At 51.8% G+C, this 13,328-nt stretch carries 18 protein-coding genes; 6 read left to right on the top strand and 12 right to left on the bottom strand.

The features are described from left to right. Positions 1-57: 57 nt before the first annotated feature. Positions 58-420 (bottom strand): SpoIIAA family protein, encoded by a 363-nt coding sequence (locus QQF73_RS04375; RefSeq protein WP_285367358.1) that lies wholly within the window; start codon positions 418-420, stop codon positions 58-60. Positions 421-631: 211 nt separating this feature from the next. Between QQF73_RS04375 and QQF73_RS04370 the strand changes: the two genes are divergently transcribed. Next, positions 632-976 (top strand): PBPRA1643 family SWIM/SEC-C metal-binding motif protein, encoded by a 345-nt coding sequence (locus tag QQF73_RS04370; protein WP_285367356.1) that lies wholly within the window; start codon positions 632-634, stop codon positions 974-976. Positions 977-1,005: 29 nt separating this feature from the next. Next, a complete protein-coding gene (locus QQF73_RS04365; RefSeq protein WP_219868063.1) occupies positions 1,006-1,449 on the top strand; it encodes a DUF3010 family protein in 444 nt (147 codons plus the stop codon). Here QQF73_RS04365 and QQF73_RS04360 read toward each other — a convergent pair whose 3' ends face one another. Together QQF73_RS04360 and QQF73_RS04355 are read right to left on the bottom strand one after the other, a co-directional pair. Continuing rightward, complete coding sequence (locus QQF73_RS04360; RefSeq protein WP_425607948.1) at positions 1,450-1,671, bottom strand: metallophosphoesterase family protein; 222 nt, start codon at positions 1,669-1,671, stop codon at positions 1,450-1,452. 261 nt (positions 1,672-1,932) lie between these two features. Further along, entirely contained in the window at positions 1,933-3,204 is a 1,272-nt protein-coding gene (locus QQF73_RS04355; protein WP_285367354.1) for a mechanosensitive ion channel family protein, read from the bottom strand. Between the two features lie 165 nt (positions 3,205-3,369). On the opposite strand from QQF73_RS04355, the gene QQF73_RS04350 reads away from it, so the two are divergent. From QQF73_RS04350 to QQF73_RS04340, 3 genes are all read left to right on the top strand, one after another. Then, positions 3,370-4,050 (top strand): flagellar basal body-associated FliL family protein, encoded by a 681-nt coding sequence (locus QQF73_RS04350; RefSeq protein ID WP_285367352.1) that lies wholly within the window; start codon positions 3,370-3,372, stop codon positions 4,048-4,050. Positions 4,051-4,118: 68 nt separating this feature from the next. Continuing rightward, positions 4,119-4,787: a thiaminase II gene (tenA, locus tag QQF73_RS04345; RefSeq protein WP_285367351.1), complete on the top strand. Its 669-nt coding sequence runs from the start codon at positions 4,119-4,121 to the stop codon at positions 4,785-4,787. A 131-nt stretch (positions 4,788-4,918) separates the two neighbouring features. After that, positions 4,919-6,118: an MFS transporter gene (locus QQF73_RS04340; RefSeq protein ID WP_166264115.1), complete on the top strand. Its 1,200-nt coding sequence runs from the start codon at positions 4,919-4,921 to the stop codon at positions 6,116-6,118. Here QQF73_RS04340 and QQF73_RS04335 read toward each other — a convergent pair. Beyond that, positions 6,059-6,778: a glutathione S-transferase gene (locus tag QQF73_RS04335; RefSeq protein ID WP_282433926.1), complete on the bottom strand. Its 720-nt coding sequence runs from the start codon at positions 6,776-6,778 to the stop codon at positions 6,059-6,061. The two genes, QQF73_RS04340 and QQF73_RS04335, sit on opposite strands and share 60 nt — an antisense overlap. Positions 6,779-6,939: 161 nt before the next feature. Here QQF73_RS04335 and QQF73_RS04330 point away from each other — a divergent pair, with 161 nt between their 5' ends. After that, a complete protein-coding gene (locus QQF73_RS04330; protein WP_285367350.1) occupies positions 6,940-7,356 on the top strand; it encodes a DUF2956 domain-containing protein in 417 nt (138 codons plus the stop codon). 103 nt (positions 7,357-7,459) lie between these two features. Here the strand turns inward: QQF73_RS04330 and QQF73_RS04325 are convergent, their stop codons facing one another. The 8 genes from QQF73_RS04325 to QQF73_RS04290 all read right to left on the bottom strand — a co-directional run bounded on the left by QQF73_RS04325 (position 7,460) and on the right by QQF73_RS04290 (position 13,246). Next, positions 7,460-7,819 carry a YajD family HNH nuclease gene (locus tag QQF73_RS04325; protein ID WP_137435457.1) on the bottom strand — a complete coding sequence of 120 codons (360 nt, stop codon included), beginning with the start codon at positions 7,817-7,819 and terminating at the stop codon, positions 7,460-7,462. Positions 7,820-8,057: 238 nt separating this feature from the next. Then, the gene (locus QQF73_RS04320; protein WP_166264111.1) at positions 8,058-8,903 is read right to left on the bottom strand and encodes a transposase; all 846 of its coding nucleotides are present in this window, start codon (positions 8,901-8,903) and stop codon (positions 8,058-8,060) included. 134 nt (positions 8,904-9,037) lie between these two features. Beyond that, the gene (locus QQF73_RS04315; protein ID WP_285367349.1) at positions 9,038-9,778 is read right to left on the bottom strand and encodes a DUF4145 domain-containing protein; all 741 of its coding nucleotides are present in this window, start codon (positions 9,776-9,778) and stop codon (positions 9,038-9,040) included. Positions 9,779-9,794: 16 nt separating this feature from the next. After that, entirely contained in the window at positions 9,795-10,361 is a 567-nt protein-coding gene (locus QQF73_RS04310) for a hypothetical protein (RefSeq protein ID WP_285367348.1), read from the bottom strand. Between the two features lie 110 nt (positions 10,362-10,471). After that, on the bottom strand, positions 10,472-10,948 hold the full coding sequence (locus QQF73_RS04305) for a hypothetical protein (RefSeq protein WP_285367347.1): 477 nt from the start codon (positions 10,946-10,948) through the stop codon (positions 10,472-10,474). After that, on the bottom strand, positions 10,948-11,838 hold the full coding sequence (locus QQF73_RS04300) for a DUF4747 family protein (RefSeq protein ID WP_285367346.1): 891 nt from the start codon (positions 11,836-11,838) through the stop codon (positions 10,948-10,950). Before QQF73_RS04300 ends, QQF73_RS04305 begins: the two co-directional genes overlap by 1 nt. A 144-nt stretch (positions 11,839-11,982) precedes the next feature. Continuing rightward, positions 11,983-12,447 carry an excalibur calcium-binding domain-containing protein gene (locus tag QQF73_RS04295; RefSeq protein WP_285367344.1) on the bottom strand — a complete coding sequence of 155 codons (465 nt, stop codon included), beginning with the start codon at positions 12,445-12,447 and terminating at the stop codon, positions 11,983-11,985. A gap of 103 nt (positions 12,448-12,550) precedes the next feature. Beyond that, positions 12,551-13,246: a hypothetical protein gene (locus tag QQF73_RS04290; RefSeq protein ID WP_285367343.1), complete on the bottom strand. Its 696-nt coding sequence runs from the start codon at positions 13,244-13,246 to the stop codon at positions 12,551-12,553. Between the last annotated feature and the right edge of the window lie 82 nt (positions 13,247-13,328).

Genomic DNA, 13,328 nt, shown 5'->3' with positions numbered 1-13,328 from the left:
TCCCGATTTCTGGAAGCGCCGGGGCGTGGCGTGGCGTTAACAATAGGAACTAAGGTATCACGCCACAATCCATTCCCGCGCCTGAGCCGCTTGATCAGTCGAAAACACGCGTAGATCTCCAGGCATCAGGAAACTGAAAAGCTTCATCGTGTGGCCTATCCAGCCCACATCGGTTACAACGGCAAACTTCTCCCAACGATCCAGGTGTCCCAAGCCCACCTTGGTATCTTCCCAGACTGCTCCAGGGGCGATGCCATCAAAATCCGAGGCCGTTTCGTAGTAGAGCCGCAACTTGGACTGACTCTCAAGCGCCGTCTCAACAGCGGGCATAAGAACCGACTCGTAATCTTGCTTCGTGACATGGCCATGACAAGCGAACGCCAGTACGTTATCAGGAAAACCAGTTAACACTTCAATCATTGCCGTTCCCCTCATCTGCAATAGGCCTTACCTCAGTGTAGTCAGCTCGACATGCGACTTTTCAGGGGGCTCCCGCTCATGGCTGTCTCCTTGTGCTTGTTTCACCGGGCCGTCTCAGGAAATTACATCTGCCTATATCGCCGTTTCCGCAAGCGTGCTAAAAGACTCCTCCCGGCAGTAGCTCGGGTATTCTCACCACCAGGATGTCGCCATGTCAGATAAATTTTTCTTCAAGGGTCGGCAGGACGCTCGCCAGCACCACACCGCTTACGGCGGCTTTCAGACCAACGCCAGCCAAAAGAGTGGCAGCAGGAAGTATCCGCTAACGCTGGTGGTTACCAGTGAAGCGCGTAAGCAGGAAGTTGAGGCACAGGTGGCCAGGGCGAAGCTGCACGCGAATGTTTCGGTTGATACCCGCGAGGGCGCCGTTGAATCCATCAACGAGCTCACTGCTCTCCTGAACAAAGGAGGGACCGTCACCACTGTAAAATCGCCCTCCCGCAACGACTTCTGCACCTGCGGAAGTGGTATCAAATTCAAGAAGTGCTGTGGCTGACAACAGCCGGGGCACAGAGGGCAATGGCTATGATTGTTTGCGGGGTTGAGCTGACGGGCAGCGATGCGGTGGTGTGTTTGCTGAATATGGACAGGGGGCAGTTCAACCTGCCGGAATGCAAGGTGCGCAAACTGTCACTGCCGAAAAACCACAGCCGTGAAGATCTGAAGCGGTTCCAGGCGGCCTTTGCGGAGCTAATGGCCGAGTACGGGGTCACCAGTGTCGCGATCAAAGAGCGGATGCCAAAAGGCAAATTTGCCGGTGGTGCCATCAGCTTTAAAATGGAGGCGGCCATTCAACTGATCACCGGTATTGAGTTGACGGTGACCCTGCTGCCCCCGGCCCTGATCAAATCCACCCTGGCGGCCAACCCGCTGCCAATTGCGTTTCCCGACACAGGTTTGAAGGCCTTTCAGGAAGCGGCCTTTACCGCCGCCTACGTAGGGCAGCTACAGGGTAGTGGTGTCGAATAATCAAACCGGCAGTTCGATGATGTCACCCACTACATCGTCTTCGGTCACCTCCAACCGCCCTACCGTGATTGGAAGCGTAAAGCGCCGCGGCCCGGCGCCACCGGGATTGAAATAAAGCCCGTCGCCGACCCACTCGTTTCGGGGTTTGTGGGAATGGCCGGCGATCACCACGCGGTAACGGCCTTGCGGATCGAGGTCGAGGGTTTTGACGTCGTGGAGCATGTAGAAAGCGTGGAAAGGTCAGGGTTTTGCCGGCCATGCAGGTAGGCGTTCGGCTCGCCGCCACGGGAGTTTTCGATTTCGTTGCCTTGGTCAACACTGACGCTTTAGTGAAACAAGACCACCTGATTCTTTTCGATTGGCATAGGGTTCTCTGCGACGGTTCAAGGTCCACTATTATAATCAGCGACGGCGTTGACTGCAGGGAAGGAAAATCGGGACAGATCTATTTTTCAAACCACGAAATAAATCTGTCCCGGCTTTCTATTTCGCTGGCGCTTCCTTGATGTACAGGTCTTGTTGGGGGAATGGGATGGTGATGCCTTCTTGCTTAAATCGACGCCAGATTTCCAGATTAATGTCAGAGCTTACGCTACCGAAACCTTCTTGCGGGTCCGCGACCCAGACCCGGGCTTCCAGATGAATGCCGTTGTCGCCGAACTGCGTTAACCGGCACACCGGCTCCGGCTCCGGAATCACCCGGGGGTGCTCCCGGGCGACCTCCAACATGATTGCCATAGCACGCTCAACGTCATCACTGTAGCTGACCGAAACCGGGATCTTCAGACGTACGTTGGGGTCCGAATAAGACCAGTTAATCACCTCGGTGGTAATCAGGTTTTCGTTGGGAATGAGCGTATCCACGCCGTCGCGGTTGCGCACCACCACATAGCGGGCATGCAGTGCGACCACCCAGCCGAACTTCTCACCGACGCTGACCACATCACCGGGGCGAATCGAGCGGTCGAACACAAGAATAAAACCGCTGATGAAATTGCTGGCAATACGCTGCAGGCCAAAGCCAAGGCCAACACCCAGGGCACCGCCGAACACCGCGAGCGCCGTGAGATCAATACCGACCAGGTTAAGAACGGACAGTCCAGCAACGGTGATCAGCACCAGCTTGCTGACTTTGGAGAAACCCACGGCCACACCGGGGCTCAGATACGGCAACTGGGACAGTCTCCGATCGATAATGCCCGAGAGCCATATGGCAACCACTAACACAAGGCCCATCAGCAGGAGCAGCTTGATGACTGCCAACAGGGATATGCGCAGGTCGCCCACGGTGAAAGCCAGGCTATCCATGGCCTCAAGCAATCCGGGTAGCAAGCCCACGAGATGCAGGCCCACCACCAGCCAGATAAGCGTACTGATTACATTTTCCGAAGCCTTGACCAGGGGGCCGCTTCGCATCCCCTTGCGCAACATATAAACCAGGGTGCGGATCAGGGCGAACGAGATCAGCAGCGGGATAGCCAGATCCAGGGCCCAATGGGCTTGATTCAGCGCGGCGAGTAACGCGCGACCCAGTAGAACCATCAGCAGCATCGAGATGGGAAAGGCAAGGCGCTGGATGGTGCGTTGCGTAAGGTGTCGCACGCCCTGGGAATCGGCACCGGTATGCTGGGCAATGAGACGATGCAGATAGAACGCAGCCATCCCCGAAAAGACCAGTACCGCGGCCTGCGGGATAACATCCTGCAAGCTTATTTCCTGCATGGCGACCAGCAAATCCTGCCAGCTTTCCCCCATCGACAACTCCCGGGTAACGAGAACTCAGTAACTGGCCGCCCTTGGCAGCATTCAGCCTCTAGACAGTATAGGATTCAGGAAATACATCTGTCGCGAACGATCTTATGAAATACGAACACGAGGACCGTGGCAGAGGATTCAAACTGCAATCAGGTGACATTGGCAATGAGTGAGACACCCGAGGATAAAACAGCATCAGCGCCGCCACCCGCAAAGAAGGGCTTCAGTGGCTTGCATGTCTTTGGCATTGTCCTGATCACCATCGTTGCCACCGTCGGCGTCGGTTACTGGTGGTTAAGCCACTATGTGTTTCCTGAGAACTTCGAACCCGTAACCCTGAATGCCAGTGAACAGGATTCCCTCGACAACAAACTGAATACTCTGGGCATTGATACCCAAGGCGGCGAATCCGGCCGCCCGTTGCAGCCGGTCCCCTACAGTGAGGAAGGCGCCAGCCGGGAAGTACGCTTTAGCGAGCGGGAACTCAACGGTATGCTGGCCAATAACACTGATCTGGCTCAGAGACTCGCAGTCGACCTTTCGGACGACCTGCTGAGCGCCCTCCTTCTGGTGCCTCTTGACGAGGACTTCCCGGTACTCGGCGGCCGAACCCTACGAGTCAATGCCGGTGTGGAACTCTCCTTTGCCAACGGTCGCCCCCTGGTTAAGTTAAAGGGCGTCAGCCTCATGGGCGTACCCATTCCGAATGCCTGGCTGGGTAACCTCAAGAATGTGGACCTGGTTAACGAGTTCGGCGCCAACCCGGGATTCTGGCAATCTTTTGCAGCCGGTGTGGATTATATCCAGGTTGAGGACGGCCGGTTGCTCGTCCGGCTGAAGGAATAGCGGGGAAATAAATCTGTCCCGGTTTATCCTCTGAAATACTTCGCGTAAACCCAAGTTGGAGCAACGAAATGGTTTATCAGTTCGAAGACCTCAAAAAAGCCTGCCCAGAAGAGTGGCGAGACTACATTGAACACAGCTTCGTTACTCAGTTAGGCGATGCCACGCTGGCTGCGAACGCATTTCAGCATTACCTCAAACAGGATTATCTGTTCCTGATACAGTTTGCCCGCGCCTTTGCACTGGCCGCCTACAAAAGCCCCACCCTGGCCGATTTGCGCCAGGCCAAGGATGGCATGCAGGCCATCCTGGATACCGAACTGGGCTTGCATATCGACTTCTGCAAAGACTGGGGTATCTCTGAGGACGAACTGGCCAACCTCCCGGAAGCTCGCGCCACACTGGCCTATACCCGATACGTTCTCGACACCGGCAACCGCGGCGACCTGCTAGACCTGCACGTTGCCCTATCACCCTGCATGGTCGGCTATGGTGAAATCGCCAACTGGCTGAACCACCGCAGCGAGACCATTCGTGGCGAATCCAACCCCTACGATGCCTGGATCGCCATGTATGAAAGCGACGAATTCCAAGAGGCAATGCACGCAGAAATTCGCTGGCTGGATGACCGACTCGCAGAGGTATCCCCCTCCCGATTCGAACAACTCACCCGAATTTTCCGGGACGCCACGCGGCTGGAGATCGACTTCTGGGAAATGGGGCTTACACTGAGCGACTAGGCAGATGCCTGGAAACTATTCAAACCAGGCACAACCACCCTGGCCTGTCATGGCATCGGCTCCTCCTTCGATTCGCCCGCCCCCTCTGATAGGGTAGCCAGCCTTTAAAGATCGCCGACCGGGAATCCTGCATGCCCTCACCCAAGCAACACCGCTGGTTTCCGCTGCTTATTTTCCTGGGCGCAGCCTTCACCTTCAGTGTCACGATGATCGGCACCACCATGCCGACGCCTCTTTACCCGATCTACCAGGACAGTTTCGGGTTTTCCGACCTGATGATCACCATCATCTTTGCCGCCTATGCCTTTGGTGTGATCGCCGCACTGATACTGACTGGGCGCTGGTCTGATCAGATAGGCCGCCGGCCCTTACTATTTGCGGGCCTGGCTTGCTCCATCATCAGTGACCTGGTGTTCGTGCAGGCCGATGGCCTGGCGATGATCCTGACCGGCCGGGTGCTGTCGGGGCTGTCCGCAGGGATCTTTACCGGCACAGCCACGGTGGCAGTCATTGAACTGGCCCCGCCCCACTGGCGGGAGAAGGCCACTTTCTTTGCCACGGCGGCAAACATGGGCGGGCTGGGCCTGGGGCCGATGTTAGCTGGCGCTCTTTCCCAGTACCTGCCCTGGCCACTGCACCTGACCTTTCTGGTGCACATTGTCATGGCGGTGCTGGCCGTGTGCTGCATCTGGGCAGCGCCTGAGACCGTCTCGAAACCCGTTCGCCCAAAACTGTCTATCCAGCGACTGAACGTGCCAGCGGAAGTCCGCGGTGTATTTATTCCCGCCGCTATTGCAGGTTTCGCGGGCTTTGCCATGTGCGGCTTCTTCACATCCATCGCCCCGGCGATGATGGGCAAGGTGCTGGGCTACGACAATCGGTTGTTGATCGGCGTTGTGGCCGGCAGCATCTTCATCGCCTCAACCCTGGGTCAGTTCCTGCAGGGCACACTGCCGCTCAGGCTGCGCCTGCCTCTGGGCTGCGTTTCCCTGATGCTCGGTGTGATTCCGATAGCGCTAGGCATATACACCCAGTCCCTCGCGCTGTTCATCGCCGGTGCTGTGATTGCCGGTATCGGCCAGGGCATCTCATTCCGCGCCGGCATGGGTGCCATCGCTGCGGCCAGCCCTGCAGGGGAGAAGGCAGCGGTGACGTCCACGTTCTTTGTCGTGGCCTATATCGCTATCTCGGTGCCGGTGATCGGCCTGGGATTGATGGCGAGCATGACCAGCCTGATGACGACTGGGATCACTTTCGCCGCTGTGATGGGGTCACTGGCGGCGCTGGCTTTGGTACTGCTGATTCGGCGGGAACGGGCAGGGGGAAAATAGATCTGTCCCGGTTATTTGTGGAAATACCACCTCATCATCGCCTTCCTGCCAAGACGGGAATTTGCTCATGGCCTGCAGGAACACTGGATGTTCCAGCCAATCCCTCAGCCATTTCTGTAAATTCGGATAGGGCAGACTGTAAAACACCTCCCGATCGACATGGGCGAACTGGCGTACAAAGGGCATGATGCCAATATCAGCGATGCTGATGTTGCTCCCCAGGAGATACCGGTTCTTGGCTAATAGGCTTTCCAACGCCTGCAAAAACACCTCACCCTTTTGCTGGTAATCCAACTGGGAGAGTTCTGGATGGCGATCCGCGTATTTATAGCGATCCAGCCAGTGTTTGAATTCGTTATCGTTGCGGTCGATCAGGGCATTAGCGCTTACTAAATCAGTGTTCAACAAACCCTTCGGATCACTCTGCCGCAACGCCCATTCGACGATTTCCCTGCTTTCCTCAATAACGAGCCTCTCAGAACGATCACCTCCTGCCAGCTCCAGAACAGGAACCGTGCCTTTGGGACTGACCGCCAGCATCTGCGCCGGCTTGTTTTTTAACACGATTTCCCGCAGCTCCACGGTCAGTCCGGCAAACAAGATCCCGAGCCGAGCGCGCATAGCGTAAGGACAACGACGGAAAGAATATAAACGAGGCAGCGGAAAGGTAATGGCGTGGCTCCTGGCTGAATAAACGAAGCTGATAATGGGCAAAACCAAGCACAATCACCCTGGCCTGTGTTGGCATCAGCTTCTCCCTGCTTTTCAAACACAGAATCCTTTCTGCGCTGGACGCCGATCTTAACCGAAGCACGGTGATCGTGGAAACATTCGACGCCGACCCCTGCGATGCGCTCCAATATCCCATTCACCAACAACCCGAGCCGAGCCCTATGGCAAAAATCAAAAAGCAGCCACCGTCACCGCAAACCCAGGAGGAAGCCTTCGCCATGGCAAAGGCGACTCAGCGGCCCCGGCAAAGCAAGGAGCAGACAAAAATGATCGCGCAGGGTATCGAGAAGGGCATTGATCAGTATAAAAAACAGCAAAAAGCCAAAGCCCGGGAAAAAGACAAACAGCGCAAAAAAGGACAACACCAAACAGCGACCGAAAGCGCGGAACAAAATCCTGCAAAATCCGAGATCCACTATCGAACCCCATGGCTACCTTGGGCGCTGCTACTGATCACCTGGACTGGAATCGGTCTCTATATACTGGGCTTGGGCCTGGGGGGCTAAACGAATCAATGGCGGCCAGGTTCATGCTGGCGTCTTCGCGGATGGCGGTGTGCAGGCGACCGCCGGTTTCAAAAAATAGATCTGTCCCGGTTTTATGTCCGAGCTACTTCTTCTGATCCATTTTTTCCTTTAAATCTGCGAAGGGATTATGGGTTGCCGGGGCTTGATTGCTTTCTTTTCTACTGCCATAACGCACGAGATTTTCAAATTTTGAGTGCTCCTCATCGTGGCAATAAAGACACAAGAGTTCCCAATTACTGCCGTCCGGCGGATTGTTATCGTGGTTATGGTCGACATGATGCACAGTTAACTCCGATAGATTCTTGCCAGCAAACTCCCGCGCACAGCGGCCACAAATATGGGGAAAGAGTTTCAGCGCCTGCTCTCGATAGCCCGAAGCTCGCTTCGCGTTGTATTTCAGCTGTTCAGCCCGAACTTGGTCGAAAGTGGTTTTTTTATTCATAGCGAAACCTGAGTCCTTATCGTTTCCTTACAGCCAAGTTAAAGCTGTGGCGCGCCGTGATCGCCAACGAGTGGCGTCACCACCAGCGACTGGTTAGGTCTAATTATCTTCTTTATTAAATTTTTTGTCTTTACGGGGAAATAGGTCTGTCCCGGTTTTCTTAACTTGTTAATCCCAGATCCGCTCCTGCGCCCAACCCCGGGGTCACCAACCCCGGGGTCAGGTCTCAACCCCGGGGTCAGGTCTTGCGTTTTGCCTCCCTAACAATCCGACTTACTCGGGAATAGTGGAGCCCAAAAAAATCACCTATTTCCTTCAAGCTGTAACCGCCACTCGCATACGCTAAATGGATCGCTCCATTTCGGGACGAAGCAGAATCCCAGTACCATTGCAGCGGCTTGGCCAAAGGGCGGCGCTGACTAGTAGGTATTTCGCAGAGATATTCTGCCCCATCAATTCGCCTCTGCATGTCGTCAACGAATTGATCGCTTCCAAGATAGACTTGGTTCTTGAGCTTCTCCCATGGAGACGGCTGGTTCTTGCCGTCAGCAACAAACTGTTCGTAGCTCTCTACTGACCTGGCCCGCCGATCATTAAAAGCAGACAAAATCCAATCAACATCAAGTGCCTTTATGCCCCTTTCATAACCCGCCGTTGCGCGGTAGCTGCTCCAAGGCCATTCCACAGCCGATCGAACCATCGCTGCACGAACAGGATTGAGCACGATGTAGCGGCACAGTTCCAATAGGTAGCTGTCCTTCTCAACCAAAATCGCCTTATAGCGCCCCTGGAAAACATGCCCTACCCGGCCGTGGTGCCTATTGAAAACCTGCGTATAGACGCCGTTTAGCAGGCGCATACCTTTCGACAGATTGCCTTCAGGCGTTTCAATCAACAGATGATAATGATTGCCCATCAGACAATAAGCATGGCAAACCCAGTTGAAGGTCTCGCATACCTCATCAAGGGTCGACAACCAGGCGCGCCGATCTTCGTCTGATTCATAGATCATCTCCCGTCGGTTTCCGCGAGACGTCACATGATACAACGCGCCGGCAAACTCCAGTCGCAACGGTCTGGCCATTCCTTGGCTCCTTCCGTGGTTTTACTTGGGGCGGGATAGACTGCGGGGATCAGATCGAAATGGCAAGGCGGGGCAAAACGCAAGACCTGACCCCGGCACCTGCTATGTAATGGGTGTCGCCGTGCCTGCATTTGTTAGGCTTTTTGCTCTACAAGGCCTGCGACATACAATAGTTCTTCGATTATGGCTCGATACGCCAGTCTTATTGGTCTTATATCATCCCGACGACAATTGTATTTGACTCTGTGTGCAGACAAATTGCCAAGCTCTCTAAACTCATCAATATCTTTTTTTACGTCGGATGATAGCGGGATTTCTGGCTTCGAAATCGCTTTATTAATTAGAGTTTTTAGATTTTTATAATTTCCATCTTCATCCTTGATTTGATCTTGAATACCTTTAGCTTCGAAACAATGAATTAGCAGTATCTCCAAAAGCCTTCTCATCATTAGAGAGCATGCATCAAACATATGCCTTTCGTATGATGCATTTATTTGTTGAGCAACCCTAAGTAAGTAACCTCGTTTTGCTTCCTTAAACAAGATCTCTGGAAGCAAGGAGTCATCTGAGATTATTTCTTCACTTTCAGATAGGCTTGGGTAATCCTTCCGCAGGGCCTCGACTTTTTTGGCAGATAACCGGAAAAGGTCTTTTCCAGTTCCTTTCACAAAACCCCTTGATTTGGTAATATTTTTTTTAAGCCTAGCAGAGTTTGGCTTGGCAAAACCGAGACCAAATAGCATCGAGCACATATCTGGAACTGAAAATTCATCCTGCTCTTTATTCTCTAAAAAGTAGAATGCAAGTAACTCCACCTTCTCCAATTCTGTTTTTGCTGTCAGGTTAGCTATGTTTGCGAAATGATCGATCTTCATTTCAACCCCGATTTAGTTAGCTCGACTTTTCCATGTCGTGCGTTATATGGTTATATCCTGCAACGGGGACTTTTATATCTTCCAAGTCATCGATGTCAACCCAACCTCTATCTTTAGATGTATCCCGCAGACTTTGCTCTAATGCTTTTGGTATTTTTTGCCCAACGTTCCTGTAACAAGTAAATACATGGTCAAGAGTTACCTTTTCTATTCCCAGTATTTCCTTCAAGTAATGTACGAATATTAAATTTCGCTCATAGTTAGTTTTGTGCTCATAACTAGAAAAGAAGTCCTTCAATGACGGGCTATCTCCAGGGCCAGACAAGTCTAGATTTTTTAGAAACTCCGGTGCTTTTTTGGGCTTAGCCTTTGAAGGAGATGCCCCATTTGATGAAGACTTCTTAGCCTTGGTGGTTTTTGGTTTTGATTCTTCAGACTCTGGAGTCGTTTGCACTTCCTCAGGGGCAGTGCTCTTCGAAACCCATCTATCCTTGAAGTCTTCATAGATTAGCTTTACAAATTCTTCGCTCCCTTCGACCTCTAGAAACCCCGTAGAAATATCGATTTTAAGCTTCGTGCTCACTGAAGATTCCTCCTTCATATTATTAGTCTTGTTCTATTAGCCTAACGCTGGGCTCAGCGGCCGATTTGGAGGCGCACCGCGCCGGAAAACCGGTCCGCTGCAGCCCTTTGTTAACGATATAGTGTCAATATTTTCCGCAAGGTGATCCTTGCAATAGCCAGTAAAAAAACCGTGATCCCCGAGATCGAGATGGCGCCAACCAAGATTGCACCCAGTGCCGCATCACTCAACCCCGTGGGATCAAGATAGAACCAAATCACCGCGATTGAGCATAGGATGCAGATTATCAATGAGCTGTAGAAACGATGCTCCAGCATCCAATAGTGTGGCCACTCATAAAGGATCTTGTTTTCTTCTTCATCTCCTGGCCTGATGACCCCCATACCAAGTTGGTAACTTAAAGCGACAAACGTGAACGGTAGGGCGCTGACAATGTCAGGAATTTTTGAATCGCCCTTGATATTTAAAGCAATTTTTTCAAAGAGATCCGGGCTTTCTCTGAAAATATAGAAAACCAAAACCCCAATTAAGAATTCCGGAGAAACAAGCACCAACCTTTTCAGATCCATTATCTTTGAACCCAGCATCAGTGCTCCATGTGCCTCTCTTCACGAATTCTTTCAAGTATCTCTACCGTCTTGCGATAAAGGTCCTGCGGTTCAGGATCTCGCAAAAAAGAAAAATTTCTTACAGTCTCGGAGGTTCTAATAATAATGAAATCCTCGCCCTGCCTACCTCTCACATACCCCTTACCGTAACCGTCTGCCGCCATCAAAATTGCCGCATCACCAATCGGCAGGGGCTCAGGCTCGTATGGTCTTTCTTCAGTTTGATCAAGTATCCCTTGTACATGTTCTGCCAAATCGGTATCGATCGGCGTCCCTTGTCCGCTATCTTCTTCCACTTTCATTCGGTCGGTGCGCCGTTTTGCAAGATACTCTTTCAATTCCTCCCACAACGGGCCAAACATTGGGTTGGGTGGAGATACGGATGCAGAAACCCGATAAATGCCATCAAGTGATTGCAGTTTTCGCACAAAAGAACGAAGGTCAGCTATCGGATCTACAGCGCATTCTGCAAGTATTTGATGGTGAGAAGCATTGACCACTTCTGCCCATCTGTTCATGAAAGCTGAATGTTCGATTTGATTGGAAACATGGAGGAATGACAGTCCCTGGTATTCAGGCACATAGACAAAAGGGCTGGAGGCAATAGTCATGTTTGGTTCGCTCTGACGCACCTCCTTTCTTTGTTCGGGATCGACTACAGAGACCTCCCCTTTTGGATCATATTTGACCAGTCGGCCGAAAAAGTATGTTGATCGGCCGTCTGTAAGCTCCTGAATATCAACAAATGTCCAAGCACTTCCATACCTTGAAACACTGTTTGGCGACCGAAGGGAAGCCTTTATATGGTCTGTGTCGAGCGCTCCAGTTTTTACAACACGCCCAAGGTAGTAAGTCCCTTTCTTCGCCATAACTTCCTCAGTTTTTATTCTTCGTTTGTTTTGATTTCATCAATTCGTTAACGCTGAAATAAGCGGCGGCCCGACAGGGCCGTCCGGTGGAGGCCAAAGGCCGGAACAAACTTAATTGACTTGTTAGAACGTACACTGCAAAACCTAGAATCTTGAATCGTTCTCACAAGGTACGCCGTCACGATCGCCATCCATTTTTGTGTTGGGGCAGCTCCTGACGAAGAACTCGGCTTCAGCTCTTGAGCGCATTTGACTGCAATGTTGCCTGCCATCACACGTGAATCTTTGATTCTGTATATTGGATGAGTCACCCCACGAAATCACCGGTGTGGAATTATCTATGCTGGCCAAGCTTGACCTTACCGATGAGGGAAGTGTTATTCCGCCATTCACGTAGGCAGAGGCCACAATAATCAGCAAGCCGAAGACCTGTAGCTTGAATGGGCCTTTCGCATCCTGCCAGTGAAGGATCAAATAAATTATGCCAACTGGCGCAAGTAATAAAACGCCAAGCCCCCAGAGTATGTGGGTTCTGAAAGCCGCGATCAGCATGCCAATTCCACCGATAATGAATATGCCTAGACCGGCATATAAGAGTATCTCGATCACTCTCAATTCCTTTTGTGCGTTCTAACGCTTGCAGCATGCGCGCCCATGGAATGGAGCCGAAGGCGCAATGTAATGGGCGTCGCCGTGCCTGCACTGGTTAGGCTTAATCACAGAAAAATACACCTTCCAAAGGATGCATTTTGTAAATGGCGAACCATAGCGGCACGAACGCTAAGATAAATGGCAATGCATACTCACTGAATAGCCTTGTGTTACGAGCCACGTAAAGGTGCGATAAGGCACTGTAAAATGTTAGTCGGCTGCCGCTCAAAGGCTGAACTATAAGGATACGGTTATGAGCTTGCCCTGCTGAATCATATGGCTTGAGCTTGATCCATGCTTCGATATTTTTGGAATGATCATAGACAACTTCACTGTTATCAATCTGGTACGACCAAGGCGGCTCCCCATATCCATTGGGCTTGAAAGACGGCTGTCCCGAGAACTTTGAAATATATTGATCATCAAGATATTCTTCTGAATACGAGCTAAATGCGCGATCTTCGGCCCATCTTAGAATTCGATAATTCATTTCCTGCGCATACCTCTGACTCCATTCAACGTCCTCAAGATCATTGTAGTGTTGAATATATCGAACCAGCCAATAGCCCCAGAGCATCCAGATTCCATAAGTAACATAATCAGGGTTATCCAGTGTAATTTTGCTTCCAAATATCAAAATCTGTTCTGGTCTAAATCCTGCCCCGATAGCTAAAAAAAGCGCCACGCTCACGAGCATAAGATTTCTGCGCTGGCGAATAAAAGCTTCTCTTATATCCTTGCTTAACTCTTCACTCATCTATGCTGATCCATATGAGATGAACTGCTTTCACTTTGAGCCTAACAGTGGTTAGATAGAGCGCTTCGTTATTGCAAAAAAC

This window comes from Marinobacter albus, assembly GCF_030238305.1.
GTDB lineage: Bacteria > Pseudomonadota > Gammaproteobacteria > Pseudomonadales > Oleiphilaceae > Marinobacter > Marinobacter albus.
Note: the sequence above shows the minus strand (reverse complement) of the source record. Positions and strands in the feature narration are given on the sequence as shown.